The sequence below is a fragment of the Nonomuraea recticatena genome (assembly GCF_039533245.1).
GTDB classification, from domain to species: Bacteria; Actinomycetota; Actinomycetes; order Streptosporangiales; family Streptosporangiaceae; genus Nonomuraea; species Nonomuraea roseola.
In genome coordinates this window covers 206100-232518 of record NZ_BAAATE010000002.1, presented here as the reverse complement: position 1 = coordinate 232518, position 26419 = coordinate 206100, and the positions used below count along the sequence as shown (strand labels likewise).

The window sequence follows — 26419 nt, the reverse complement described above, 5'->3', positions numbered from 1 at the left end:
CTTTCGCGAGGGGGGTGGTGAGTAATCTCGGGGCGTGTCACGGATATGGGCGAGATCCCTCCGCGGACGGGTGACGCTCATCGCGACTGCCGTCGCGGCCGTCGTGCTGATCCCCACAGGGATCGGCGGCGCGGCGGTCACCAGGACCGTGGTGACCGCCAGCGTGTGGAAGGACACCAGGGACGCCGCCGCCGCGGTCACCCCCGATCTGCGCGAAGGCCGTTTCGTGTCGGGCAGGATCCCGGTGACCGTCGACGAGGTGGATCTCATCCAGGTCGTCAGCCCCGACCGCAGGGTGATCGCCTCCAGCAGCGCCGCCGCGCTGCAACCGCCGCTCACCGACATCTGGCCCACGCCCGACGACCGGGCCGTCAGCACCATCAGCTGTGACAAGGGTGACTGCGTCCACCTCACCGCGATCAGGGTGTCCAGGGCGGCGGACTCGCCCGTCGTCTACGCGGCCAGGCCGACGCCGGGCGTGCTCGCCACCCGCGTCCTGGAGATCGCCATCGCCGCCCAGGTGGCGCTGGTGCTCGCCCTGGTGGCCTGGGTGACCTGGCTGGTCACGGGCCGCACGCTCAGCCCGGTGGCCGAGATGCGCAGCGAGCTCGACGCGGTCAACGCCACCGACCTGAGCAGGCGGGTGACCGTGCCCAAGGGCGAGGACGAGGTGGCGCAGCTGGCCAGGTCGGTCAACGGCACCCTCGCCCGGCTGGAGCGCTCGGCCGAGCAGCAGCGGCAGTTCGCCTCCGACGCCTCCCACGAGCTGCGCACCCCGATCGCGGGACTCAGGGCGCAGCTGGAGAGCGCACAGCTCTATCCGGAGGACACCGACCTCGAGAAGCTGCTGGACGGCGCGCTGAACGACACCGACAGGCTGGAGGCCATCGTCAGCGACCTGCTGCTGCTCGCGCGGATCGGCTCGCGGGTGGACGTGGTCAAGGAGCGGGTGGATCTGGCGCAGCTGGTGCGTGAAGGTCTTTCCGGCCGCCAGGACAGGATCCCCGTACGGTGCGACCTGGCCGAGGGCGCCTTCGTCGAGGGCGTCGTCGTGCAGTTGCGGCGGGTGATCGACAACCTGCTCGACAACGCCCAGCGGCACGCCGACGGCTCGGTCACGGTGTCGCTCCGCACCGAGGACGGCTGGGCCGTGCTCACCGTGCAGGACGACGGGACGGGCATCGCCCCCCAGGACAGGGACCGGGTCTTCGAGCGCTTCACCAGGCTCGACGCCGCCCGCAGCAGGGACGCCGGGGGCACGGGGCTCGGCCTGGCGATCGCCAAAGAGGTGGCGGTCGCGCACCGAGGGGCCGTCTGCGTGGCGGACAGCCCCCGCGGCGCGCGCTTCGTGATGCGACTGCCGCTTGCCTGAGCGCTCAGACGCCCGACATCTCGACGTCCTTGACGGGCGGCTGCTGTTCCTCGTCGAGGAGCGTGGCCTCGTCGAAGGGCAGCCTGCCCGCCAGCACCTCGCCGGCCCGCGCCCTGTCGAACTCGCCCGTCCAGGTGCCCACCAGCACGGTGGCCACCGCGTTGCCCGCGAAGTTGGTCAGCGCGCGGGCCTCGGACATGAACCTGTCGATGCCGACGATGAGGCCGACGCCGTCCACCAGGTCGGGCCTGTGCGACTGCAGGCCGCCCGCGAGCGTGGCGAGGCCCGCCCCCGTCACGCCCGCCGCGCCCTTCGACGCGATGATCATGAAGAGCAGCAGCGAGACCTGCTCGCCGACCGCCAGCGGCGCCCCCGTGGCCGAGGCGACGAAGAGCGTGGCCATGGTCAGGTAGATCGCGGTGCCGTCGAGGTTGAAGGAGTATCCGGTCGGCACCGTGATGCCCACCACCGGCTTGGAGACGCCGAGGTGCTCCATCTTGGCGATGAGCCTGGGCAGCGCGGACTCCGACGAGGACGTGGACAGGATCAGCAGGAACTCCCTGCCGAGGTAGCGCAGCAGCGACCAGAGCCCGACCCTGGCCACCAGCCACAGCAGCGGGCCGAGCACCAGGCCGACGAAGAGCGCGCAGGTGGCGTAGAAGCCGACCATGATGACCGCCAGCGACTCCAGCGCCTTGATGCCCGTCGACCCCACGACCGCGGCGATGGCCCCGAACGCGCCGACGGGCGCCGCCCACATGATCATGGCGAGGATGCGGAAGACCAGCCGCTGGATGTGCTCGACACCCCTCAGGATCGGCGCGCCCCTGCTTCCCATCGCCTGCAGCGCGAAGCCGGCCAGGAGCGCGACGAGCAGCGTCTGCAGCACCTGGCCCTCGGTGAAGGCCGACACCAGCGTGGTGGGGATGATGCCGAGCAGGAAGTCGACGGTGGAGGACTCCCCGCCCTTGGCGGCCTCGGCCTCCGCCGCCTGCTTGGCCGCGTCGGTCAGCTGCAGACCCGCACCCGGGTCGAGCAGGTTGCCGACGACCAGGCCGATGGCCAGCGCGACCGTCGACATGACCAGGAAGTAGCCGAGCGCCAGCCCGCCCACCCTGCCGACCTTGGCCGCCTTGGTGACCGAGCCGACGCCCAGCACGATGGTGCAGAAGATGATCGGGCTGATCATCATCTTGATCAGCGCGACGAAGGCGGTGCCGAGCGGTTTCAGCTCCTTGCCGAGCTCGGGAGCGGCGAAGCCGACGGCGACTCCGGCCACGACAGCCAGGATCACCGCCAGGTACAGGTACCGGGTGCGGTCACGCATAGGGGCTCCTCGCAGATTGAGTCACTTGTCGTGCGACTATGCGTCTGTGAGTGACCCAGGTCACCATTGCGTAAGTTTCGTTCACAGGAGAGGGGAGGCGTCTGTGCGTGACTGGAGCCTGGCCAAACAGATGCTGGTCCTCCAACTGGCCGTCGTGGTGGTGACGCTGGCGGGGGCGGTCACGCTCACGCTGGTGCAGACGCGCGACCTGCTCGTCGAGGAGGCCGAGGGCAGGGCGCTGGCCGTCGCGCAGAGCGTGGCGGCCGCACCGGACGTGCTGTCCGCGCTGGCGGGCCCCAACCCCTCGGCACGGCTCCAGCCGTACGCCGAGCGGGTCCGCGCCGGCACGGGCGTCGACTTCGTCACCATCATGGACACCGCGGGACGGCGCTACACCCACCCCAACCCGTCGCAGATCGGCGGCCTGTTCCTCGGCCACATCGACCGCGCGCTGCTCGGCGAGACGTTCACCGAGACCTACACCGGCACGCTCGGCCCCTCCACCCGCGCCGTGGTCCCCGTGAAGGACCCTGGCGGGGGCGTCCGCGCCCTGGTCAGCGCGGGCATCACGGTCGACAGGATCGACGCGAGGCTGCGCGAGCAGATCGCGTGGGCGGCCCTGGTCGGAGGCGTGGGCCTCGGGGTGGGTGCGGGCGGCACGTGGCTGGTGGGGGCCAGGCTGCGCCGCCAGACGCACGGCCTCGGCCCGGTGGAGCTGGGACGCATCCACGAGCACCACGACGCCATCCTGCACGCGGTCAGGGAGGGGCTGCTCCTGGTCGCCAGGGACGGCACGCTGACGCTGTGCAACGACGGCGCGCGCACCCTGCTCGGCCTGCCGTCCGACGCCGAGGGCCGCGACGTGCGCGACCTGGGCATCGCCGACCTGGTCCTGCCCCTCCCCCTCGAGACCCCCGAGCCGTCGTCTCCACCCGCCCCATCCGGGGAAACCGCACCGTCGTCGCCGGTCGCGCCAGGCGGGGAAGGCGAGCCCACGTCCGTGCGGGAGCGGGTCCACCTCGTCGGCGAGCGCGTCCTGGTCGTCGACGTCGCGCCCAGCCGCCTCGGCTCCGTCGTCACCCTGCGCGACCGCACCGAGCTGCAGGCCCTCACCGGCCAGCTCGACGCCGAGCGCGGGTTCGCCGACTCCCTCAGGGCGGCCGCGCACGAGGCGGCCAACCGGCTGCACACCGTGATCACCCTGGTCGAGCTCGGCAGGACCGAGCAGGCCGTCGCCTTCGGAACGGCCGAGCTCAGGGCCGCCCAGGAGCTGACCGACAGGGTGATGGGAGCGGTGCGCGAGCCCGTCCTGGCCGCCCTGCTGCTCGGCAAGTCGGCCGAGGCCGCCGAGCGCGGCACCGAGCTGGTCATCGCCCCTGACAGCGAGCTCGACGATCTGAACCTCGACTCCCGAAGGGTGGTGACGATCGTGGGCAACCTCATCGACAATGCGATCGAGGCGGCGAGCAGGGTGGAGGTGCACCTGAGGGCCGACGCGGACACCTTCGTGATCAGGGTGTCCGACGACGGGCCCGGCCTGTCCGACCCCGCGGCCTTCGGCAAGGGCTGGACCTCCAAGGGCGACGGCAGAGGGCTCGGCCTGGCCCTGGTCGGCCAGGCGGTGCGCCAGCTCGGCGGCACGATCGAGGTGGCGGGCTCGGCCTTCACGGTGAGGCTCCCGCTGTGATCAGGGTGCTGGTCGTCGAGGACGAGGAGGTCACCGCCGAGGCCAACCGCCTGTTCGTGGAGCGGGTGGAGGGCTTCACGGTGGCGGGCGTGGCCAGGTCGGGCGGGGAGGCGCTGCGCTTCCTCCGCAGGAACGAGGTCGACCTGATCCTGCTCGACCTCTACCTGCCCGACATGCACGGGCTCGAGGTGTGCAGGGCCGTCAGGGCGGCTGGGCTGGCCTGCGACGTGATCGTGGTGACCTCGGCCCGCGATCTGGCCGTGGTGCGCAACGCGGTGTCGCTGGGCGTGGCGCAGTACCTGCTCAAGCCGTTCACGTTCGCGACGCTGAAGGAGAAGCTGAACCGCTATGCGGACTTCAGGGCCAGCGAGGGCGAGGTGACGGGGCAGGGCGACGTCGACAGGGCGCTGGCCACGCTCCGGGGTCACTCCTCGCTGCCGAAGGGGATGACGCAGGACACCCTCGACGCGGTCTGCGCCGAGCTGCGCAGATCTCCGATGAGCGCGCAGGCCGTGGGCGCGGCGATCGGGGTGTCGCGGGTGACCGCGCGCCGCTACCTGGAGCACCTGGTGGACATGGGAAGCGCGGACCGGGTGCCGCAGTACGGCGGCGTGGGCCGTCCCGAGCTGCTCTACCGGATCCGCACGCAACGTTAACAGGGAGTTCAGCTCCGATCCCCGGCCCGGTCGGATGGTGTGACTAGCTTCCATGGCACCTCAAGCAATTCAAGGAGCCACGTTGCGAGTCCTCGCCGTCATTCCCGCCCGCGGAGGTTCGGCGGGCATTCCCCTGAAGAACCTCGCCCAGGTGGGCGGCGTTCCGCTGGTCGCGCGCGCCGTGAAGGCGGCCCAGCGCGCCGAGCTGATCGACCAGGTCGTGGTCAGCACCGACCACATGGGGATCGCGCAGGCCGCCCGCGAGGCGGGCGCCACGGTCGTCGAGCGGCCGGTCGAGCTGTCGGGCGCCTCCGCCTCCAGCGAGAGCGCGCTGCTGCACGCCCTCGACGCCCTCGTGGTCGAGCCCGAGGTCGTCGTGCTCGTGCAGTGCACCAGCGCCTTCATCGACCCCGCCGACCTGTCGGAGGCGGTGCGCAAGGTGCTCGAGGGCGAGGCCGACGCGGTGCTGTCCGGCGTGTCCAACCACGCCTTCCTCTGGACGCCCGAGGGCGAGGGGGTCAACCACGACCGCTCCAGCCGGCAGATGCGGCAGGACCGCGCGCCCGAGTTCCGCGAGACGGGCGCCTTCTACGTCATGAGGACGCGGGGCCTGCGCGAGCACGGTCACCGCTTCTTCGGCGACGTCACCGTCCAGCAGGTGCCCGCGCGTCACGCGATCGAGATCGACGACCCCGAGGACCTGGAGATCGTGAGAGCGCTCGCGCCGCTGGTCGACCTGCCCGAGCCGATCGACGTCGACGCGGTCATCACCGACTTCGACGGCGTGCACACCGACGACCGCGCCTACGTCGACTCGGACGGCCGCGAGATGGTGCTGGTCAGCCGCTCCGACGGCATGGGCGTCTCGCTGCTTCGCCGCTCGGGGGTGAAGCTGCTGGTGATGTCCACCGAGCACAACCCCGTCGTGGCCGCCCGCGCCCGCAAGCTGGGCGTTCCCGTGCTGCAGGGCCTCGCCGAGAAGCGGACCGTGCTGCGCGACTGGCTGACCATCGAGGGGCTCGACCCCGCCCGCGTGGCGTACGTGGGCAACGACGTCAACGACCTGGGCCCGATGTCGCTGGTCGGCTGGCCGATCGCGGTGCCCGACGCGCACCCCCGCGTGCGGGCGGCGGCGCGGGTCGTGCTCACCAGGCAGGGCGGCGACGGCGCCGTCAGGGAGCTGTGCGAGAGGGTGCTGGCGGCCAGGCCGGAGCTCCCCGAGCCCACCGCCCCCAAGGCCGCGCTCAGGCTCGGCGTCCCCAAGCCCGTCGCGATCGGCGACGTGCTGGTCGGCGACGGCCAGCCCGTCTACGTGATCGGCGAGATCGGCATCAACCACAACGGCGACCTGGACCTGGCTCGCAGGCTCATCGACGTGGCGGCCGACGCCGGATGCCAGGCGGTGAAGTTCCAGAAGCGCACGCCGGAGATCTGCGTGCCTCTCGAGCAGCGCTCGCAGATCAGGCAGACGCCGTGGGGCGAGATGACCTACCTGGAGTACAAGGAGCGCACCGAGTTCGGCCTCGACGAGTACACCCAGATCGCCAAGTACTGCGACGAGCGGGGCCTGCACTGGTTCGCCTCGCCGTGGGACGTGCCGTCGGTGGAGTTCCTCGAGGAGATGGACGTCCTCGTCCACAAGATCGCCTCGGCCAGCGTCGCCGACCACGAGCTGCTGCGCGCCCTGGCCTCGACCGGCAAGCCGCTCATCCTGTCGACCGGCATGTCCACGCTGAGCGAGATCGACCAGGCCGTCGAGATCCTCGGCACCGACAAGCTGATCATGATGCACGCCACCTCCACCTACCCGCTGCCGCCGGAGGAGGCCAACCTGCGCGCCATCACCACCCTCAAGGAGCGGTACGGCGTGCCGGTCGGCTACTCGGGCCACGAGCGCGGGCTGCAGATCTCGCTGGCCGCCGTCACGCTCGGCGCGGTCACCGTCGAGCGGCACATCACGCTCGACCGCACGATGTGGGGCTCCGACCACGCCGCCTCCCTGGAGCCCGCAGGTCTGGAGCACCTGGTGCGCGACATCAGGATCATCGAGCAGGCCATGGGCGACGGCGTCAAGCGTGTCTTCCCCGGTGAGGAGGCGCCGAAGGCCAGGCTCCGCAGGGTCACGGTGTGATCACACTCTCGGTCGTCGTCCCCGTCCGCGACGGCGAGCGCTTCATCTCCGACGCGCTCGCCTCGCTGGCCCGCAACGCCAGGCGCGACTTCGAGTTCATCGTGGTGGACGACGGCTCGGTGGACGACACCGCCGCGATCGTCGCCGAGTCGGAGGTGCCCGGGCTCTCGCTGGCGCGCAATCCCACGCCCGTGGGCCTGGCCGACGCGCGCAACACCGGGCTGAAGCTGGCCTCCGGCACCTATGTCACGTTCATGGACGGGGACGACTGGCTCGCCCCCGGCTACCTGTCCGGGCTCGTCGCCGCGATCGACGGGCTCGGCTGCGACTTCGTCCGTACCGACCACGTGCAGGTCGAGGGACGTAAGCGGGTGGTGCACCGGGCCCCTGAGGCGCGCAGGGGCCTGGTGCTCAACCCGCGGGAGACGATCCTGCCCGCCGATGTCAGGACGATGGTCGACTACCCCTACGCGTGGGCGGGGATCTACCGCCGCACGCTGGGTGACCTGCTGCGCTTCCCCGGCTCGCTGCACACGGCCGAGGACAGGCCGTGGATCTGGCGGCTGCACAGGAAGGCCGCCTCCTTCGCGGTGGTGTCGATGGCCGGCCTGTTCTACCGGCGGGGCGTGCAGGGGTCGCTGACACAGATCGGCGACGAACGGCAGCTGCACTTCTTCGACGCCTTCGACCTCGTCTTCGAGGATCTGGAGCCGGAGTTCATGCCCAAGGCGGTGCGCAACTTCTGCGCGCTGTTGGCCCACCATCTGGAGCTCGCCGAGCGGTTCACCCCCGAACTGCGGCGGCGGTTCGAGGCACGGGGCGCGGCGATGGTGCGGGCGCTGCCCGCCGACCTGGTCGCCGCGGCCGTGCCGCGCATGTCGGTCGAGCGCGAGCAGGCGCTGCGTGCCCTGCTCCCTGAGATCCCCGCCGGCGCGCGGGTGCGGAGGGAGGAAGCGTGACGCGGGTCTTCTACGCCTCGACGCTCTTCGGGGCGATGTCCCTTGCGGCGGCGATCGACGCGGGGCGCTTCGGCGAGGGCGGGCGCAGGGTGCTGGTCGTCTCCACCAATACCTCGGTCCCCGAGGTGTCCACGCCGCTGGACCAGACGCCCGGCTTCGCCGCGCTGCGCTCCCGCTTCGACGAGGTGCGCTCGTGGAACGAGCTGATCGCGCCGCTGCATCCCTCGGACTGGAAGGCGCGCGTCATCGAGGTGCCGATGATCAGCAGGCTGGTCTCCGAGGCGCTGGGCCTGGACCGGGTCGAGGAGCTGGTCGTCGAGTCCATCGCGGTGCCGCCCGCGCGGACCATCGCGGGGCTGGTGCGCGACTGCCCGATCACCGTTTACTCCGACGGGCTGATGAGCTACGGGCCCACCCGCGACCCGCTGCCCGCCGAGATCTTCCGCCGCGTCACCCGCCTGCTCCACCTCGACCTGGTGCCGGGGCTGACACCCCTGCTGCTGTCCGAGCACGGCGTGCGGCCCGAGCTCATCGACTCCGACGCCTTCCTCGAGGTGGTCGACCAGGTGGCGGTGACCGCGCCCGACATGCTGGCGGGCGAGGCGGTCATCCTCGGGCAGTACCTGTCGTCGCTCGACATCGTCACGCCCGAGCAGGAGCACGAGCTGCACGAGGCGATGCTGCGCGCCCTGGTCGCGAGGGGACACAGGAGCGTGGTGTTCAAGCCGCACCCGGCGGCAGGCAGCCGTCACACGCGGCTGCTGCGGGCCAGCGCGCAGGAGCTGGGTGTGCGGCTGGTCGTCGCGGGCGAGAGCGTGCCCGCCGAGGTGGTCTTCTCGGCGCTGCGTCCCGAGCTGGTCGTGGGGTGCTTCTCGACGGGGCTGGTCACCGCCTCGCGCTACTTCGGGCTGCGGGTCGCCTCGTACGGCACGCCGCTGGTGCTGGAGCGGCTCACGCCGTACGAGAACAGCAACAGGATCCCCGCCACGATCATCGACGCGCTGCTGCCCAGGCTGTCGCAGACGGGCGAGCTGGAGACGCCGCCCGCTGTGGAGATCTCCAAGCTGGCGGGCGCGGTGGGCTACTGCATGCAGAGCGAGGCCTATCCGGAGCTGCGCCCCGTCGCCGAGGCCTACCTGTCCGAGCACGGCACGGAGCGCTACTTCAAGAGGCAGCGCCTGGGCGCGCTCGGCCTGGCACCGGGCGGGCGGGCGGCCGGGGACGCCGGCGCCCTCGCACGCCTGCGCCGCCGCCTGGCTCGCTCTCTCGGTTGAGCGGGACCAAGCCGGTCTCGGCGGCGCCTGCCACAGGTGGGAGTGCTGCCGCCGGGCCCCGGCGGAGTGCGCGGGCGGCGCGGATCATGAGCCCTGCGCGGGTCGCGGCGCGTCAGGTGAGATGGACACCGCGGTGAGCTTGGCCGGGTTCATCATCCACAGCACCTGGTCGATGCCCTGCTCCGAGGCGTTGACCGTGAGGACGGCGAACGCCTGTCCGTCGCGGCTGAGCAGGGCGGAGGTCTGGCCGTTCGTGCTCGCCCAGCCCACGTCGACTCCGGACCAGAAGTGGCCCGCGAACGCCTTGACGTACTTGGCGACCCGCGACGCGCCCGCCACGGGGAAACGAGAGGCGCGCACGGCGCCGCCACCGTCGGAGTAGCTGGTCACGTCCGCGGCGAAGAGCTCCTCCAGCGCGGTCAGGTCGCCGGAGCGGGCCGCGGTGACGAAAGCGGTCAGCAGCCTGCGTTGTTCGGCTCCTGTCACGGGTGTGCGGCGCTCGACGAGAACGCGCCTGCGGGCCCTGCTGACGGCCTGGCGGACCGCCGCCTCGTTGAGCTGGACGATGTCGGCGATCTGCCGGTAGGGGTAGTCGAACGCCTCCCGCAGCACGTACGCCGCTCGTTCGGTGGGCGAGAGCCGCTCCAGGAGCAGCAGCACCGCGAACTCCAGGGCCTCGCCTCGCTCGGCGCCGAGGTAGGGGTCCGCGCCGGTGTCGACCGGTTCGGGCAGCCACGGGCCGAGATAGGTCTCGCGCCGGACACGGGCGGACTGGGCGGCGTTGATGGCCAGCCGCGTGGTCGTCGTCGCCAGGAACGCGGCCGGGCTGTCCACCGTGGCGCGGTCGTACGCCTGCCAGCGCAGCCAGACGTCCTGCACCAGATCCTCGGCTTCGGCCGCGCTGCCCAGCATGCGGTACGCGATCCCGAACAGGCGCGGCCGCACCCCGGTGAACACCGCTGTGGCCTGCTCGAGATCCTCAGGACCGCCAGATTCGGCGTCCGTCACCGCCATCGCCCTCGCCCCCCACCTGGCCGCACGCCGTCGGCGACCCCATCCTTCCAGTCCCCATCCTGGACCTGGCACCTGCCGTCTACCCCTCGAGCAGCAAGGACAGCCCAGCGGGAGTGACAGTCCCGGGAGATTCCCCCGCGGTGCGGCCGAAGGGTCACGAGGCGGACGGCGCTGCGACACCCCGCGGCTGCGGCCGCGCCGAAGGCGTCCCCGACCGCCCCATGACCGCCCGCTGTGGGCGGGCCGTCACTGCTCCTCGTCCATGGTCACGGACAGCGCGCTACGACGGTCTCGCCGCAGGTCAGCGGGCGCGTTCGAGGCAGGGAACCCGGTCGTTGACGAGGGCTTCGTCCCCGGCACGGAAAAGAATCTCGCGGCGGTTGTCACAAGACCGGGGGCTGCCCTGTCTTAGCTGGCGACCGGTCGGCGACACGTGCCCCGGCGGACAGAGAGGGTTTGCCATGAAGATCGTGGTAGTCGGCGGAACCGGCCTGATCGGGTCGAAGCTCGTGACGAAGCTGGGCGAGCACGGTCACGAGGCCGTGGCGGCGTCGCCGGACACCGGGGTCGACACCCTTACCGGCGAAGGGCTGGACGAGGTGCTGACAGGCGCGCAGGTGGTGATCGACGTGTCGAACTCGCCGTCCTTCGAGCCCGCCGCGGTGCTGGAGTTCTTCGAGACCTCCACCGGCAACCTGCTGTCGGCGGAGGCGACGGCCGGCGTCGGTCACCACGTCGCGCTGTCGGTCGTGGGGACGGAGCGGATGCCCGAGAACGGCTACTTCCGGGCGAAGATCGCCCAGGAGCAGCTGATCGAGAAGTCGGGAAGGCCGTTCTCGCTCGTGCACGCGACCCAGTTCTTCGAGTTCGTCCGGGGCATCGCCGATGAGGCCACGGACGGCGACAAGGTACGGATCGCGCCCGTGCGCTTCCAGCCCATCGCGGGCGACGACGTCGCGCGGGCGGTCGGCAGGGTCGCGGTGGGCTCACCGCTGAACGGCAGGGTCGAGGTCGCCGGGCCCGAGCAGTTCCGCATGGACGAGTTCTTCCGCGAGGCGCTGGCCGGTTGGAACGATCCGCGCGAGGGGGTCACCGACCCGCACGCGCTCTACTTCGGAAGCACGCCGGGCGAGCGGACGCTGGTTCCGGGTGACGGCGCCACCCTGGGCGAGATCCGCTACAGCGACTGGCCAGGCCGGAACGCGACAGGGAAGTAGCCCTGGCTGCTGCCCGAAGCTCACGAGAGGTGGTTCCCATGACTGACAGCCGTCCCAAGCCGCGATCGACCGCATGGCAGACGGCGCTGACCGTGCTGCAGGAGGCCGAACCGCCGTTCATCCCTGCGGGTGCGCACGCCATGACCGTGGTCATCGAGTTTCCGCCCGGTGACCCCGGCACGCCGCCGCACCGGCACTCCGGGCCCGCGTTCGGCTTCGTCCTGGAGGGCGAGATGCTGCTGGAGGTGGAGGGCGAGCCGGAGCGGGTCGTACGCGCAGGGGAGGCGTTCTGGGAGCCGGGCGGCGACGTCATCCACTACCAGGACGGCAACAACCGCGACGACATCCCGCTCCGGTTCACCGTCACCATGCTGTGCGAGCCTGGCAAGCCGATGCTCACGCTGGTGGACGAGGAAGAGCTCGCCCAGCGCAAGGACCGCCGCGCCCCACGCCCGTCCTGAGCGTCTGGTCCGATCCGGCTTGGTATCGGGGGTATCGGCGGTGTCGGGGGTGTCGGCGTGTCCGGGCTGTCTGGGGTCTCTGGGTGTCTGGAGTGCCCAGTCTGGTCCGACTTGGCCCAAAGCGACCGTGTCCGCTATGAAATTCGGCGAATATTCCTTCATCGCCATGAATGGCCGCTTTCCTTCAGCCCTCCAGGATCCGGCGCCAAAAGGTGTCACCATTCAAGGGGGAATCCCCCATATCGATAGATGACCCAATAGGGTCACTCATTTACCGGATCTTTCCCGGTACGGGGAATTCAACTCCGGCGTGGCGTTGTGGAGCGACTCGCGGTGACTGCAACCATTGTCCTGGTCCCAGCGCTCGCTCTGTGGGTAGGCACAGGCTGCATCACAGCTTGCGGACCAGTCGCGATCACGGTCGCATTCTGAAAGGAACGGTACATGTTCACGCCCACTCCTCGAACGAACTCCACAGCCATTCCAGCCCAGCCGAAGGCGCGTTACTCGATGACGAGAATGGTGATGCTCGCCACGGCCGGCTCCCTTTCTCTGGCACTGGTCACCCCCCTGTCCTCGGCGGCGAACGCGGCAAGCAGGGACGCAGGCGACGAGACGGCGGCCAGCGCCACCACGACCACCACGACCGCCACAGACAAGAGGCGGTGCAAGCCGCGCCTCTTCTACAAGATCCACCGACTCTCGCCGAGGAACTTCTTCGTGCCTCGCACGCGCTTCATCGACGGTCCCGGCGGCTCGATGACGGCGTCGGTCGAGCGGGAGTCCGAAGTGCTCGCGTACGTCGAGACCGGGAGCGAAAGGGAGAGGTCGCTCACCACGGGGGACCTGGTCCGCAGTCTGCGCAGGGCGGGAGTTCCCCACCTCGAGCAGCGGCACATGGTCCTCGCCGGACACTCGTACACGCGAGAGATCAGCAAGGGCATGTACGGCAACATGTGGTACCGCGTGTTCGGTTACCGCATCGGCTGGTCGTCATGGTCGGTGCTCGGTTCGTGCCGCCACATCAAGGTCGCCAGCGGAATCGCCAACGTGCCCGCCAGGGTGGAAGGCTGGCGTTACTGGGAGACCAAGCACCCGCAGTACAAGGGTCGCCGGCTGTCCCCCAGATAATGAGACGAAGTGCGACGCTGGCCGGATGAACGAACAGGCACGACCTTCAAAATCACAAGGTTCTTCACGCCGAATGATTGGAGAAGACCGTGCCTGTCCCTCTTGGCCGCGACATAGCCCTTCTCCTCATCGTCCACGGCGTTCATGCCGGGTGATCTGACGGACGTCGACAATACTCCGGCACAGATCAACCGGTGGCGATCGCCTGAATCCTCATATGTTTTTCCGAGCGGAGGAGTGGCAGTGGCGTGAGCCGATGCTGCCCTCCTATCCGCGTCGGCGGCCTTTTGAAGGCGATCGCCGATTGCCGCGCAGCGTCAGGTGAGCGCTCTGATGTAGCGGCGGACGCGTCGCTTGGCCCGGTAGCCCGCCCTCAGCATCTTCGGCGGGATCTCCACGCGCAGGCGAGCCCTGCGGCGGGCGGCGACGTGCTCGGCTCCGTCGAGCAGGGAGCGCGCGGGCGTGCGAGGACCGATGACCAGGGCGGTGAGCAGCGCGACCCAGTCGCTGCCGCCCTGAGGGTGGAAGTAGTTCTGCGCGCACCACTCGGGCGAGGGTGTCATGAAGGCGCCGCGGGCCAACTCGTCCAGCGTGCCGAGCACCCCGCTGCCCTCGAACACCAGGTTGATCATCTCGGCGTTCACCCCGAAGTCGGACAGCACCAGCAGCGGCACGTCCTGGGCGATCGCCTCAAGGGCGGCGGTGGAGCTGACCGTGACGAACCCCGCCGAGCTGGCCAGATGCTCATGCATGGGGCCCGCGGCGAAGCGCACGGGCCCGGTCAGGCCGAGCTCGCGCCACAGCCGCTCGTAGTGGTGGCGCTCGTTGTGGGTCTGCCGCTCGTCCTCGAGCGCTCGCAGTTTCACCACGACGTCGAGGTCGGGGCGGGAGACGGCGAGCCTGTCGAGGGCGCGCAGGATCGACTCCCTGTCCTCGCGGCGCCTGGGCACCTTGGCCTGGGTGGCGAAGACCACCCTGTTCCCGCCCTCGACGGCGGGGACGTCACGCAGGAACGGCAGCCTGGCCAGGCCCACCGCCCCGCCCCCTCCGAGAGTGGCGGCCAGCTCGCCGAACTCGGCGACCTCGCGCCCGCTGTGCACGACGAACAGGTCGCAGCCACTGCGGTAGAGCCACGCCTTCTCCGTCGCGGGCACCGAGATGCCGGGCAGCCCCGTGACGAACACCGGGCGAGGGCGCAGGCCGTCGAAGACCTCGGCGACCAGCACGTCCACGACAGGTCCTGTGCAGGCCACGAGGATCGCGTCGGGCCTCAGCCGCTCGGCGGCCCTCCGCAGCGCCCTGGCCGACAGCACGGGGACGGCGGAGGCGCGGGTGCCCGCGACGGCGGCGGCGATCTGCTCGGCCGAGGGGGTGATCGGGGTGCGCACGACCGCCAGCTCCGTCACGCAGTCGGGCGGCAGGTCGTCCAGCAGGCTGGCCGCCCACTTCAGGTAGGAGTCGGAGTCGGCCAGGGCCAGAACCTTCAACTGGGAGCTCCCGAGAACATCTGCAGGTGCGAACGGAGGGAAGGCGCCGCCCGGCTGGTCCACCAGTCGTCCGGCACGTGCACGGGCTCGACGGCGACCCCGCGCGGGCTGAGCAGCACCCGCAGCGAGCTGATCGCGGTCGAGGGAAGGCTCAGCACCCGCTGGCCGGCCGACAGCCCGCGCAGCGTCAGCTCGGCGGGCACCCCAGCGGCGTGGACGGTGACGCCTGGCCTCTCGCGGATCAGGGCCAGGTCGACGGGGTCCTCGCGGCGGTGCGGGAAGTAGGCGAACGGTTCGCGTTCGGCCAGCTCCCGCAGCCAGTGCAGGTAGCGCTCGCGGTGCACCAGGCCGTTCCTGACCAGGGAGGTGCCCAGCACGACGGTGCGCTCGGCCGGTCCGGGCACGCTGAGCGGCTGATCGCGCAGCCAGCCGAAGTCGTGGCCGGTGAGCCCCACCCCCGCCTGCCGTACGGCCTCGGCCAGCTTGTCGGGCACGGGCAGGGCGGTGAAGACCGACAGCGAGCCGCGCCTGGCGGCCGCGCGCAGCCGCAGCGCCGCGAGCAGGCCCAGCGTGCCGCGCCACGCGCTGGGTGTGGCGCGGGCCCGCAGCAGCGGCTTGGCAGGTCCAGAGGACAGCAGTTCGAGCAGCCTGATCGTGGCCAGGCCGTCGTCGACGATCACGACGCGGCCGGTGCGTGAGGTGATCCAGCGCAGCTGCACCCTGCCGGAGAAGGCGTCGCCGACGGCGTTGAGCCTGCGCGGCATGCGCTCCTGCGGTTTGGCCAGCTCCAGCCCTTCTGGCAGGGCGAGCCCGACCAGCTCGCGCCTGGTCGCGGCGAGCGGACGCAGGCCCGCTCGCGGCACCACCAGCGTGCGGTCCCCCAGCAGCCCGGCGTGGTGGGCCTCGACCGCGCACAGCATCTGTAGTGGCGACTCCACCCAGGCCACGGATTCCTGTTCTCTCACGACACGCGCCACGGTAGGACGCCCACCCGAAGCGTCAGCTAACTCAGAGTGAACAATGGAGAGATGAACATGAACTCACTGCTTCTCAACACCGACGGTGTTCAGATTCCGCAGCTCGGCTTCGGTGTGTGGCAGGTGCCGGACGACGAGGCCGAGCGGGCGGTGAGCACCGCCATAGCGGCCGGATACACCAGCATCGACACCGCCAAGCTCTACTTCAACGAGGAGGGGGTGGGGCGCGCGATCGCCAAGTCGGGCGTGCCGCGCGAGAAGCTGTTCATCACCACCAAGCTCTGGAACGACGAGCACGACAACGCCGAGGCGGCCTTCGAGACCAGCCTGGGCAAGCTCGGCCTCGACTACCTCGATCTCTACCTGATCCACTGGCCGGTGCCCTCGCAGGACAAGTACGTCCAGGCGTGGAAGACGCTCGAACGGCTCTACCGGGACGGCAGGATCCGCGCGATCGGTGTGTCGAACTTCACCATCGAGACCCTCGAGCGGCTCATGAACGAGGCCGAGATCGTGCCCTCGATCAACCAGATCGAGCTGCACCCGCACTTCCAGCAGAAGGAGCTGCGCGCCTTCCACGAGGCCAACGGCATCCTCACCGAGGCGTGGAGCCCGCTGGGCCAGGGCAAGGGCCTGCTCGACGATCCGGGGTTGGCCAAGCTCGCGATGAAGCACGCCAAGTCGCCCGCCCAGGTCGTGCTGCGCTGGCACATCCAGCTCGGCAACGTGGTGATCCCCAAGTCCGTCACGCCCGAGCGGATCAGGGAGAACATCGACGTGTTCGATTTCACACTCGACGCCGAGGACATGGCGGCGATCGGCGCCCTGAACACCGGCAGGCGCATCGGTCCCGACCCCGCCACCTTCGACTGGATGGGTTGAGCGTCCATGAGCGGGACGGCAGGCGCCCCGCCCGGCGTGAGCCGTCCCGCGATCCTTCATGATTGACCTCTGAAGGAGGCTCTCATGGCTGATCTGGCTTGGGGTATCGCGGCGACCGGTGGGATCGCCAGGACTGTCGGCGCGGTGATCGCCGCCGAGCCCGGGATGCGGGTGGCCGCGGTGGGCTCGCGCGACAGGGGCAGGGCGGCGCAGCTGGCCGCGACCCTGGGCGCGGAGGCGGCCTACGGCTCCTACGCCGAGTTGTGCGCCGATCCCGCGGTGGACGTGGTCTACGTGGCCACGCCGCACGCCCAGCACCTGGAGGTGGCCGAGGCGGCGATCGCGGCGGGCAAGGCCGTGCTGTGCGAGAAGCCGCTGGCGGCCTCGCTGGCCGACGCCGAGCGGATGGTGAAGCTGGCCAGGCAGGCGGGCGTCTTCCTCATGGAGGCCATGTGGATGCGCTTCAACCCGCTGATCAGGGGGCTGCTGACAGAGGAGCGGTTCGGGGCGCTGCGCACGGTCCAGGCCTCGTTCGGCTTCGTCCTGCCCTACCAGGAGGAGCACCGCCTCTGGAATCCCGTGCTGGGCGGCGGGGTCCTGCTCGACCTGGGCATCTACCCGTTCGGACTGGCGCAGTTGCTGCTCGGCGAGCCCGCTGAGACGCATCTCACAGGATCGCTCGCTCCTTCGGGCGTCGACGCCGAGGTGGGGGCGCTGCTGACCTACGAGGGCGGCGCTCGCGCGCTGCTCGACACCTCGCTCATCAGCCCGCTGGCCAACACCGCGACGGTGGTGGGCACGGGGCTGCGCGCCGACATCGCCGCGCCGTTCTGGGCGCCCCAGCGCATCACGCTGTCGGGCCCCGGGTTCGAGACCGAGGAGCACGTGCTCGACCCCGCCCTGAACGGCTACGCGGGCGAGATCCGCGAGGTGCGCGAGGCCCTGGCGGAGGGCATGACGGAGAGCGCGATCATGCCGCTGGACGAGAGCCTGGCGATGATGCGGATGCTGGAGGAGGCCAGGGTCAGGCTGGGTGCTCGCTGAGCGCCTCGAGGTTGGCGCGGGCTCTCGTGGCCGCCTCCTCATGGCCGGAGCCGACGGCCATCAGGTAGTGGCCGCGGGCCCTGGCGTGGCGGCCCGCCCGGTCCTCCATCAGCCCGAGGTTGAACATCGCCCGGGGGGCGGCCTCCGGGTGGCCACTTTCCACCGCCTTTGCGTACCATTGGCGAGCGGCTTCGGCGTTGCCACAGCCCTCCTCGAGGACCCCGAGGTTGAACATCGCCCGGGGGGTGGCGGCCCTGCCGTACCAGTGCCGGGCCTCGTCGATCCGGCCGTCCTCATCCTCGATGAGGGCGAGGTTGAAGGCCGCTCTGCGGGCGGCCTCCTGGTGCCCTGACTCGATGGCCAGGAGATACCATCTTCGAGCTTCGCGTGGACGGCGTCCGTCCTCCTGCAGGCCGTGGTTGAACAGGTCCTGGGGCGACATGACCTGACCGTAGATGATCGCGCGACCTTTATCAATTTGTATCCAACTTGCCTCATGTATTACCTTGGGGTCACTCCAGGCATAAACCGGACGAACCGGACATTGCCTGACATTGCAAAACACTCACAGGTCCTATGCCTGTGACCGCTGAATCCGCACCATGCGGAACCGGGGACCCAATCCTTCTGGGGTGAATCGGCACACCGTGCCGTAGGGCAGCTTCACGCCCGAACCCGTCAGCTAACCCGGTAAGCGGCATGAAGCTGAGCAAGGAGACTCCCCTTTTCATGGCCAAGCACCGTCACAGCCGTGCCCCCAAGATGACCTACGCCCACGCCGCCCTCGGCGCCGCGGTTCTCGCAGGCTCTCTTGTTCCCACGCAGGCCGCCCAGGCCGACATCGCTCCCGCCCCCCAGGACAAGTCCCACGTGGCCGCCATGGCCGCGAAGACCGACGGCAAGCAGGCCGCCGTCAAGCAGCAGCAGCGCGTCCCCGCCATGCCGACCGCCAGCGCCGTCCTGGCCGAGGCGAAGAAGCAGATCGGCGTCAAGGAGAACTCCTCCGGCGGCGGCACCAAGTTCCAGCAGTGGTACGTCAACTCCCAGCGCGCCAGGGAGACCGTCGCCCGTGACGGCGGCAGCCCCCGTGCGTACGCCAACGCCGCGTGGTGCGCGATGTTCGTCTCCTGGGTCGGTGAGATGACCGGCGCCCGTCCCCAGGTCGGCTGGGACGCCTACACCGTCGCCCACGCCAAGTGGTTCAAGAGCAACGAGCGCTGGGGCACCACTCCCAAGCCCGGCGCGGTCGTCTTCTTCTCCTGGAGCGGCAGCAAGAGCATCAGCTCCATCAACCACGTCGGTTTCGTGGAGAAGGACAACGGCAACGGCACGATCACCACGGTCGAGGGCAACACCGGAAACGGCGCCGTCGAGCAGCGTGTCCGTCCGAAGTCGCAGGTCGTCGGGTACGGCTACCCGCAGTACTCGGGCGCGTAGTCCCCGCGCGATTCCCCTGCCCCGGTCTCCGGGTGCGCCTGCCGGTCTCCTGACCGGCGGATGACACCCGGGGGACCGGGGCGGATCGCGTTCCGGGCGACGATCCCTCGAAGCCCTCCCCGTCCACGGGCCCCGCGTCGACCTGTCACCCCGTTCCGGGGCAGGCCCCCGCGCCCTGGCCACCTCGTCACACTCCCCCGGAGATCCCCCCACCCTGCCCCGGCCGGGAATCCGTCACACCCGGCGGTGTCAGCCGGGGAAGCGGAGAAACGCCGGCGGGACGGCTGTCACCAGCCACACCCCGTTGGCGCTGACCCTGAACTCGTGTCCGCCCTCGTGCATCTCCCCGCCGCGACGACCAGCACCACGGGAACCCCTCGCCTCGCGCCGACCCGCACGGCCGTCTCCCTGTCGGCCGACAGGTGGACGTACTGCCTCGACATCGGCAGCAGCCCCGACGCCTTGATGGCGCCGAGGCTGAGAGGGGCGGTCCCGTGGTAAAGAATCTCCGGAGGCTCGACGGCCTCCAGCCCGAGATCGACCGCCACCGAGTGCCCCTGGCTCGCCCTGATCAGGTCGCCCTCGATGGCGTACCGCTGCTTGTCGTTGTCCGACACCACCAGGAAGAGCTCCTGCCTGGTGATGGGGAAGCCGTGGCGGGCCGCCGCCTCCAGCAGATCGTCGATCGGGACCCAGCCCTGCGCGTCCAGCGTGATCCCGATCGCGCCCGGATCGTGGCGCAGGTGCCTGGCGAGGTACTTCGAGATCCGCACGGTCCGGTCCTTCATGCAGGCATTGTGCCGCAGGGCGGCCGGGACCTTCTTCGGATCCACATCTACGAGCCCGCCGCCCGCCTGCCGTCCGGCGAAGGGCAAGGCCCGCGGCGTCACACGTGGAGCGCGCCGCGGGCCCGGGATGCCGCTCAGCCGCCGCAGGCGGCGAAGACGAACGTGTCCTTCAGCATCGAGTAGCTGTCACGGACGCGCGTCGCCCCCGACGTCACGTCGTGCTGCATCACCGTCATCCTGGTCGCCTTGCCCTCCGGGTACTGCGAGACGTGCAGGGTGACCTGGTTGTCGCCCGTCCAGTCCAGCTTGTGGACCGTCCCCTCCTTGGGCAGCTTGATCAGGTGACTGCTGACCATCTGGTCGGAGTGCAGGTCGTACAGCGCGACCTTCGACCCCGCCACATGCACCGCGATGGTCCTGCCGTCGGCGCTGAGCGCGTAGGGGCCGTTGCCGGCGACCAGCTGCGGCGGCGTGCCCGACAGCAGCCGCCTGCCCGCCAGGTCGAAGACGTGCATCTCCATCACCGACTCGTCGCCGTCGGCGCTGGTCAGGACCTTGTCTCCATCGCCGCTGAAGCCGATGAAGTTCTGGTACCTGGGCAGCGTCCCCAGCTTGTTCCCCGTCGCCGTGTCGAACAGCCGCACCCTGGAGGTGACGACCGCGAGCCGCGCGCCGTCGTCGGAGAGCTGGAGCACCACGTCGTACTGGTTGGTCCTGGGCGGCAGCGCGTCCTTCGGCAGCAGGATGACGCCCCCGTGCACGGTGCGGACGGCCAGCCTGCCGTCCTTCCTGAAGTAGGCGACCTTCTGCCCGTCGCCGGAGACGGCCAGCGGCGCCACCGCGTAGTCGACCTCCTTGCCGTTCGCGCCGACCGCCCGCAGCTGGGCGTCCTTGAGCGGCGTGACCTTGCCTTCGTGGCTGACCAGCCGCCAGGTGCCGCACGGGACGGTGGCGCCGTCCTTCTTCACGCAGCCCTTCGCGGAGGCGTAGCGGATCGCGCCGTGCCCGGGGTCGGCCAGCGCCGTGCCCGGCAGCCCGAGCATCGCCAGTGCGACGGCGATCGCCGCCAGGATTCTGATCTTCATCTCGTCACTCTCCCGCCGTCAGCCAGGTGTAGTTCCTGACGGTGACCGTGAACGTGTCGGCGGGCTTGACCGCGCCCGTCGTGGTGTCGACGGTGAGCACCCGTACCACCGTCGGCTTCTCGTCCCCGCCCGTGTGCGCCTTGACCGTAAGCCTGTCCTCGCCGGTCCAGTGGGCGAGGTAGACCGTCGCGTCCGGCCTGAGCGGCAGCGTCACCGCCGCCGACAGCCGGTCGGTGGTCAGGTCGTACAGGCGCAGCTTGGGCGGCACGCGCGTGTCGGCGTTGCCGCCGATGAGCACGGCGACGGTGTGACCGTCGGCCGACAGGGCGCGGGTGGAGGCGTTCATCACCACCTGCGGCGGGACCTTGGCGACGCTGTGGCCGTCCAGTCCGTGCGCGACCAGCGTGGTGGTGTTGTCGTTGTTGTGGCGCGTGGCCAGCGCCTCGTCCCCGTCGCCGCTGAACCCCTCGAGATCGTCGGCGGCGGGCAGCTTCACGATCTTCCCCGTGGCGACCGTGACGATCTTGCCGGGCTCGCGGCCCGCCTCGTCGTTGTGCTCCACCAGCACCCTGTCCCCCGTGTGCGAGAGCCAGGCTCGCAGACTGTCGGTGCCCTTCCTGGTCAGCGAGGCCGGCAGGACGGTCCCCCTGCCGCCCGCGACCTTCCGCACGACCAGCCGGTGGTCCTTGACGCGCTCGTAGAGGATCCACTGGCCGTCGCCGCTGATGGCGAAAGCGCCCACGATGTCGGCCTTGCGCCCGCGGGCGTCCACCGCGGTGGCGGAGGCGCCGGCGACCGTGACCGTGCCGCCGGCCCTGAGCCTGAGGCGCCAGGCACCGCACGGGTGGCCGAGGCCGTCCGCGTCCTTGCACGCGCCCACCCACGCCATGCGGGCGGTGGCGGCGTCCGACTCGGCGGCCGTCGCCTTGGTGATGGTGGTCGCGGTCGTGTCCGCGTGTGCCGGGACGGTCGTCCCGCCGACGGCCAGTGCCACGGCCGCCGCTCCCAGAAGTGTCCTTTTCATGACCCCTCTCCTTCTTCAACCCGTTGGACTCCCCCATCGCGAGATCGGTTGGTCACAGGTCAGCCACAGCTGCGGTACGACCGGCAAAAGCCGTCACGTTCGTCCGGGGCGGGCGGGTGTCGCCCAGGCGATCAGAGTGGGGGCGCGGTGTCGAGCGGGGCACAATCGAGGCAGCGGACACCGCAGGGGCCAGGTTGGTCAAGCGGGGGCAAGCCGGCGCCATCGGGCGCGACGAGATCCCTAGGGTCGACGTCACCAGCGGATGGCATCATCCGGCGGGGCGAAGTCCATCCAGCAGGGCGAGTCGAGCGGTCGGATCCGTGGAGAGGGGACGGTATCGCGTCGTACCGGCCACCCTGCGGCGATCGGGGCCGACTCGGAGGTCGAGGACGTCGGCGGGTTCGTACGCCTGGAGGAGCAACCGTTCGACGTCGTCGAGGTAGATCTCCAGGCACGTCGCCACGTCAGCCGGCGGGTTCGTACGCCTGGAGGAGCAACCGTTCGGCGTCGTCGAGGTAGATCTCCAGGTAGGTCGCCGCGTCCTCCGCCCGCCGCGCCTCCAGCAGCCCCAGGAGCAGCCGGTTGCGTTCGACGAACGGCTCGTGCAGGGATCGGGGGTTGCGCATCGCGTGGAAGACCAGCCGCAGCTCCGCCAGCAGTTGCCGCATCGTCTCGTCCAGGCGCGGGCTCTGGTTGAGAGCGACGAGGGCCTGGTGGAAACGGCTGTTGGCGGTGCCGACGTCCTGCCACCTGTCGTCGGAGGCCGAGCGTTCGGCCTCCTCCACCGTCTCCCCGATCAGCCGCAGCGCCTCGGGCGAGGCCTCGGCGCAGCGCCGTACGGCGGCGCCCTCCAGGACCCTGCGCATGCGGTAGAGGTCGGCGACGTCGGCGGCCGACAGGACGCGGACGAACACCCCACGGTTCAGCTTGTGGTCAAGCAGGCGCTCGTGCCCCAGCAGTCTGAAGGCCTCACGGAGGGTGTTGCGTGAGACGCCGAGCGCGCTGCCGATCGCCTCCTCGGACAGGCGCTCGCCCGGCACGAACAGGCCCTCGATGATGCGCTCGCGCAGGATGTCGGCCACCCGCTCGGCCGTACTGCTGCGCCCCAGGCGGGATCGATCGTGCTCCAGCGCTGCCACCGCGTTATCCACAGTCCAAAGAGAATCATCGAACAAAACTCTTGTCGAATTGTTGAACGATCCTTAGATTCGATCGTAATACCCCCCACGCAGCTAGGAGCCATGACATGCACCAGACGCGGCGGGTGATCCTCGCCAGCCTGATCGGCACGTCGCTGGAGTGGTACGACTTCTTCCTCTACAGCACGGCGGCGTCGCTGGTGTTCGGCAAGCTGTTCTTCCCGACCTTCGACCCGCTCAGCGCGACCCTGCTCGCCCTGGTCACCAACGCGGTCGCCTTCGTCGCCCGCCCGCTCGGCGGCATCGTGTTCGGCCACTTCGGCGACAGGGTCGGGCGCAAGACCGTCCTGGTGGTGACGCTCCTGGTCATGGGCGTCTCGACGTTCCTCATCGGCCTGCTGCCCGGCTACGACGCCATCGGTGTGGCCGCGCCGATCCTGCTCGGCGTGCTCAGGTTCGTCCAGGGCCTCGGGCTGGGCGGCGAGTGGGGCGGCGCCGTCATCATGTCGATCGAGCACGGCGACCCGCGCCGGCGCGGTTTCAACGCCAGCTGGCCCCAGGTGGGCGTGCCCGCGGGCTTCATCATGGCCACCGCGCTGCTCGGCATCCTGAACGCGACCCTGTCCGAGGCCGCGTTCCTGTCGTGGGGCTGGAGGGTGCCGTTCCTGCTGTCCGGCGTGCTGGTCCTGGTCGGCCTCTGGGTCCGGGTGAAGATCACCGAGTCGCCGCTGTTCGCCGAGATCGAGCAGAAGGGCGCCAAGGCCAGGATGCCGCTGATCGAGGTGCTGCGCACGCACCCCCGCGCGCTGCTGTCGGCCTTCACCGCGCGCATCGGCGTGGACGTGGCCTTCTACACCTTCACGATCTACATTCTGCTCTACATCACCACCGTGCTGAAGATGGAGCGCTCGGTCGGGCTCAACGCGGTCCTCATCGGCTCGGCCTGCCAGCTGCTGCTGATCCCGCTGTTCGGTGCTCTCTCCGACCGGTACGGCAGGCGCACGGTCTACCTGTCCGGCGTGGTCGGCGCCGCCGTCTGGGTGTTCTTCTTCTTCCCGCTGCTCGACACGAAGTCCTTCCCGCTCATCGTGGTGGCCGCCGTGGTCGCCCTGGTCACCCACGCGGCGATGTACGGCCCGCAGGCCTCCTTCATCGCCGAGCTGTTCAGCACCCGCCTGCGCTACAGCGGCGCGTCCATGGGCTACCAGGTGGCGGGCATCGTCGGCGGCGCCATCGCGCCGATCATCGCCCTGCAGCTCCACGCCACCTACGGCACGACCACCGCCGTTTCCATCTACGTGGTGATCGCGCTGGCGATCACCGCCTTCGGTCTCGCCATCGCGCCCAGGAGCGCGGAGGCGGAGGCTCAGGCCGTCCAGGCCACGAGGTAGCCGCGAAGGGACGTGGGCGGCGGCTGCCACCGCCGCCCACCTGGAGGTGCTCGTGAGAGTCATCCTGATCATCGTCGCCGCCGTGCTCGCGGTACCCGTCCTGATCGGCCTGGTCGGCGGGTGGGAGAGCACGGACGGCGGCCAGGTCGCCGTCGTGCGCGACGGCGGGCCGCTCGACGACAACAAGGTCCGCCAGGTCATCCAGCCGGGCTCCGGCCTGACCTGGACCGGCTGGTGGTCGGCCGTCCACACCTACCCCGCCCAGCAGCGCTTCTACACCATCACCGCCGACGCCAAGCGCGCCACCGCCCTCGGCGTGGACGTCGTGACGGTCCCCAGCAGCGACGGGGTGAACCTCGGCATCGAGGGCACGCTCTACTTCACCCTCAATCTCGACCCCGCGACGTTGAAGACCTTCGACGACAGGTACGGCACGCGCACCTACAAGGGCGAGCTGTACGCGTGGGAGGGCGACGAGGGCTGGTCGGCCTTCTTCGGCCAAGCCGTGCGGCCGGTCATCGACAACGCGCTGCGCATCCAGGTCGGGGGCATGCGCTGCGCGGAGCTCGTGCCGTCCTGCGCGCTGCTGGGCAGTTCCACGCTCAAGGCCCAGGACAGCAACGCCACGATCGCCAAGGTGCAGGACGGCGTCAACAGGACACTGGCCCGCGACCTGGCCGCCACGCTCGGCGGCGAGTACCTGACGGGGCTGCGGTTCACGCTGGCCAGGGTGGCGCTGCCCGAGCCTGTTCAGCAGTCGGTGGACCGCTCGCTGGCGGCCAACGCCGCCGTCTCGGAGGCGCAGGCGAGGGTGGCGCAGGCCAGGGCGGAGGCCGAGGCGAACAGGGCCAGACAGGACGGCTACGACAAGTGCCCTGCCTGCGCGGAGATCGAGAAGCTGAGAGCCCTGCCGAAGGGCATCACGGTGTACGCCCCCGGCAACCCCCAGGCGGTGGTGATCCCCTCCCGCTAGCGAACGTTCCCGGGCCTGCCGCTCGTGAGGGGGAATCGGCCAGAAGCACTCCGGCAGCCAGGCGCCCCACTCGGCCAGGACGAACCGGCGGGCGGTGGTCCAGCGGATGCAGTTCGGCCCGGCAACGGTGACGAGGTTCGAGACGAACCCGGCCCCGCATGACCGCCGGCAGCGGCGGCACCGCCACCGGCACGTACCGCCATGCGCCGGCGCTGTGGGGTGAACCAGCGCCTGCGCTCCCGCCGACGTGCGTAGGCCGGCGCCGCGACCGACGTACGGCAGGGGCTCAAAAGGGATATGAGGTATAAACGTTCCGCTTCAACCCCGGATCGCCAACCCGTGAAATGAGTGCCCATGCTTAGCGAGTTCTTGCGTGACCAGTGCTTCACGACGGCGTGGTTCGGGTTGATGGCCTTCGTGTGGTTCGGCTGGGCGCAGGAGGACCCACCCAGGCGCTGGCGGATCTGGCTGGGAGCGGGAGCGGTGCTGGGCGTGGGGCTGGCCGTGGCCTTCGGGGTGCTGACTGCCGCGAACTGGGACCAGCCGACCGCGCTGGAGGGCAGGTACGTCTGGTTCGGAGTCCTGGTCGCGGCCGAGGTCGTCGCCGCAGGGGCCGGGTGCTTCGTGCTGGCCAGGCGCGGAGCACCCCGGTGGATGGCGTGGTGGGTCGCGGTGGTCGTGGCGGCGCATTTCCTGCCGCTGGCGCTACTGCTGAACGACCTCGGTGTGGCTCTCGTCGGCGTCGTCCAGATGATCGCGCTCGGGTCGGTGGTGCCACACCTGCGGAGCACCCCCACACCGAGCAGCCGAGCAGCCGGACCGATCATGGGCACGACTCTGCTGCTGGGCGCCGCGATCAGTGCGGTCATCACGGCTCCAGGACTGTGAGGACGCCATTGCCGGACTGACGACTGCCCGCTCGGGTTCCCCATTCCGCACTCGAGGGTCGGGCACGCAGGGTGA

At 70.4% G+C, this 26419-nt stretch carries 24 protein-coding genes and 1 riboswitch; of the genes, 15 read left to right on the top strand and 9 right to left on the bottom strand.

The genetic code is table 11. The annotated features are described in order from the left end of the window. Nucleotides 1–34: 34 nt before the first annotated feature. A complete protein-coding gene (locus ABFX50_RS04385; protein WP_346143414.1) occupies nucleotides 35–1372 on the top strand; it encodes a sensor histidine kinase in 1338 nt (445 codons plus the stop codon). Between the two features lie 4 nt (nucleotides 1373–1376). On the opposite strand, the gene ABFX50_RS04380 is transcribed toward ABFX50_RS04385, so the two are convergent. Continuing rightward, the gene (locus tag ABFX50_RS04380; protein ID WP_346143412.1) at nucleotides 1377–2699 is read right to left on the bottom strand and encodes a cation:dicarboxylate symporter family transporter; all 1323 of its coding nucleotides are present in this window, start codon (nucleotides 2697–2699) and stop codon (nucleotides 1377–1379) included. 103 nt (nucleotides 2700–2802) lie between these two features. On the opposite strand from ABFX50_RS04380, the gene ABFX50_RS04375 reads away from it, so the two are divergent. The 5 genes from ABFX50_RS04375 to ABFX50_RS04355 all read left to right on the top strand — a co-directional run bounded on the left by ABFX50_RS04375 (nucleotide 2803) and on the right by ABFX50_RS04355 (nucleotide 9406). Continuing rightward, nucleotides 2803–4386: a sensor histidine kinase gene (locus ABFX50_RS04375; RefSeq protein WP_346143410.1), complete on the top strand. Its 1584-nt coding sequence runs from the start codon at nucleotides 2803–2805 to the stop codon at nucleotides 4384–4386. Continuing rightward, complete coding sequence (locus tag ABFX50_RS04370) at nucleotides 4383–5042, top strand: response regulator (RefSeq protein WP_346143408.1); 660 nt, start codon at nucleotides 4383–4385, stop codon at nucleotides 5040–5042. The genes ABFX50_RS04375 and ABFX50_RS04370 overlap by 4 nt, the downstream gene beginning before the upstream one ends. An 82-nt stretch (nucleotides 5043–5124) precedes the next feature. After that, a complete protein-coding gene (locus tag ABFX50_RS04365) occupies nucleotides 5125–7173 on the top strand; it encodes an N-acetylneuraminate synthase family protein (protein WP_346143406.1) in 2049 nt (682 codons plus the stop codon). Then, nucleotides 7170–8132: a glycosyltransferase family 2 protein gene (locus ABFX50_RS04360; RefSeq protein WP_183645641.1), complete on the top strand. Its 963-nt coding sequence runs from the start codon at nucleotides 7170–7172 to the stop codon at nucleotides 8130–8132. The genes ABFX50_RS04365 and ABFX50_RS04360 overlap by 4 nt, the downstream gene beginning before the upstream one ends. Then, the gene (locus ABFX50_RS04355; protein ID WP_346143403.1) at nucleotides 8129–9406 is read left to right on the top strand and encodes a polysialyltransferase family glycosyltransferase; all 1278 of its coding nucleotides are present in this window, start codon (nucleotides 8129–8131) and stop codon (nucleotides 9404–9406) included. Before ABFX50_RS04360 ends, ABFX50_RS04355 begins: the two co-directional genes overlap by 4 nt. Before the next feature lie 84 nt (nucleotides 9407–9490). Here the strand turns inward: ABFX50_RS04355 and ABFX50_RS04350 are convergent, their stop codons facing one another. Then, nucleotides 9491–10420, bottom strand: coding sequence for an RNA polymerase sigma-70 factor (locus ABFX50_RS04350; protein WP_346143401.1), 930 nt, complete (start codon nucleotides 10418–10420; stop codon nucleotides 9491–9493). A gap of 461 nt (nucleotides 10421–10881) precedes the next feature. On the opposite strand from ABFX50_RS04350, the gene ABFX50_RS04345 reads away from it, so the two are divergent. The 3 genes from ABFX50_RS04345 to ABFX50_RS04335 all read left to right on the top strand — a co-directional run bounded on the left by ABFX50_RS04345 (nucleotide 10882) and on the right by ABFX50_RS04335 (nucleotide 13229). Beyond that, nucleotides 10882–11637 (top strand): SDR family oxidoreductase, encoded by a 756-nt coding sequence (locus ABFX50_RS04345; protein ID WP_346143399.1) that lies wholly within the window; start codon nucleotides 10882–10884, stop codon nucleotides 11635–11637. A 38-nt stretch (nucleotides 11638–11675) separates the two neighbouring features. Then, a complete protein-coding gene (locus tag ABFX50_RS04340; protein ID WP_346143397.1) occupies nucleotides 11676–12098 on the top strand; it encodes a cupin domain-containing protein in 423 nt (140 codons plus the stop codon). Between the two features lie 510 nt (nucleotides 12099–12608). Then, the gene (locus ABFX50_RS04335; RefSeq protein WP_346143395.1) at nucleotides 12609–13229 is read left to right on the top strand and encodes a hypothetical protein; all 621 of its coding nucleotides are present in this window, start codon (nucleotides 12609–12611) and stop codon (nucleotides 13227–13229) included. A gap of 317 nt (nucleotides 13230–13546) precedes the next feature. Here the strand turns inward: ABFX50_RS04335 and ABFX50_RS04330 are convergent, their stop codons facing one another. Together ABFX50_RS04330 and ABFX50_RS04325 are read right to left on the bottom strand one after the other, a co-directional pair. Further along, nucleotides 13547–14716 carry a DUF6716 putative glycosyltransferase gene (locus ABFX50_RS04330; RefSeq protein WP_346143393.1) on the bottom strand — a complete coding sequence of 390 codons (1170 nt, stop codon included), beginning with the start codon at nucleotides 14714–14716 and terminating at the stop codon, nucleotides 13547–13549. Further along, the gene (locus tag ABFX50_RS04325) at nucleotides 14713–15681 is read right to left on the bottom strand and encodes a hypothetical protein (protein WP_346143391.1); all 969 of its coding nucleotides are present in this window, start codon (nucleotides 15679–15681) and stop codon (nucleotides 14713–14715) included. The genes ABFX50_RS04330 and ABFX50_RS04325 overlap by 4 nt, the downstream gene beginning before the upstream one ends. 69 nt (nucleotides 15682–15750) lie before the next feature. On the opposite strand from ABFX50_RS04325, the gene ABFX50_RS04320 reads away from it, so the two are divergent. Further along, nucleotides 15751–16575, top strand: coding sequence for an aldo/keto reductase (locus tag ABFX50_RS04320; RefSeq protein WP_346143389.1), 825 nt, complete (start codon nucleotides 15751–15753; stop codon nucleotides 16573–16575). A gap of 84 nt (nucleotides 16576–16659) precedes the next feature. Next, nucleotides 16660–17619: a Gfo/Idh/MocA family protein gene (locus ABFX50_RS04315; RefSeq protein ID WP_346143387.1), complete on the top strand. Its 960-nt coding sequence runs from the start codon at nucleotides 16660–16662 to the stop codon at nucleotides 17617–17619. Here ABFX50_RS04315 and ABFX50_RS04310 read toward each other — a convergent pair. After that, nucleotides 17600–18061, bottom strand: a complete 462-nt coding sequence (locus tag ABFX50_RS04310) for a tetratricopeptide repeat protein (protein WP_346143385.1) — start codon at nucleotides 18059–18061, stop codon at nucleotides 17600–17602. The genes ABFX50_RS04315 and ABFX50_RS04310 overlap by 20 nt on opposite strands. 135 nt (nucleotides 18062–18196) lie before the next feature. Further along, nucleotides 18197–18331: riboswitch (cyclic di-AMP (ydaO/yuaA leader) on the top strand. 17 nt (nucleotides 18332–18348) lie between these two features. On the opposite strand from ABFX50_RS04310, the gene ABFX50_RS04305 reads away from it, so the two are divergent. Beyond that, entirely contained in the window at nucleotides 18349–19056 is a 708-nt protein-coding gene (locus tag ABFX50_RS04305; protein WP_346143383.1) for a CHAP domain-containing protein, read from the top strand. 287 nt (nucleotides 19057–19343) lie between these two features. Here ABFX50_RS04305 and ABFX50_RS04300 read toward each other — a convergent pair whose 3' ends face one another. The 4 genes from ABFX50_RS04300 to ABFX50_RS04285 form a co-directional block, all read right to left on the bottom strand. Next, entirely contained in the window at nucleotides 19344–19844 is a 501-nt protein-coding gene (locus ABFX50_RS04300) for an RNA 2'-phosphotransferase (RefSeq protein ID WP_346143382.1), read from the bottom strand. A gap of 134 nt (nucleotides 19845–19978) precedes the next feature. Further along, nucleotides 19979–20929, bottom strand: coding sequence for a WD40 repeat domain-containing protein (locus tag ABFX50_RS04295; RefSeq protein WP_346143380.1), 951 nt, complete (start codon nucleotides 20927–20929; stop codon nucleotides 19979–19981). A 4-nt stretch (nucleotides 20930–20933) separates the two neighbouring features. Further along, nucleotides 20934–21953: a hypothetical protein gene (locus ABFX50_RS04290; protein WP_346143378.1), complete on the bottom strand. Its 1020-nt coding sequence runs from the start codon at nucleotides 21951–21953 to the stop codon at nucleotides 20934–20936. 464 nt (nucleotides 21954–22417) lie between these two features. Further along, nucleotides 22418–23092, bottom strand: coding sequence for a GntR family transcriptional regulator (locus ABFX50_RS04285; protein ID WP_312895446.1), 675 nt, complete (start codon nucleotides 23090–23092; stop codon nucleotides 22418–22420). Between the two features lie 107 nt (nucleotides 23093–23199). Between ABFX50_RS04285 and ABFX50_RS04280 the strand changes: the two genes are divergently transcribed. From ABFX50_RS04280 to ABFX50_RS04270, 3 genes are all read left to right on the top strand, one after another. After that, complete coding sequence (locus ABFX50_RS04280) at nucleotides 23200–24483, top strand: MFS transporter (RefSeq protein ID WP_346143376.1); 1284 nt, start codon at nucleotides 23200–23202, stop codon at nucleotides 24481–24483. A 52-nt stretch (nucleotides 24484–24535) separates the two neighbouring features. After that, entirely contained in the window at nucleotides 24536–25456 is a 921-nt protein-coding gene (locus ABFX50_RS04275) for an SPFH domain-containing protein (RefSeq protein WP_346143374.1), read from the top strand. Between the two features lie 354 nt (nucleotides 25457–25810). Next, on the top strand, nucleotides 25811–26344 hold the full coding sequence (locus ABFX50_RS04270) for a hypothetical protein (protein WP_346143372.1): 534 nt from the start codon (nucleotides 25811–25813) through the stop codon (nucleotides 26342–26344). Nucleotides 26345–26419: the final 75 nt, after the last annotated feature.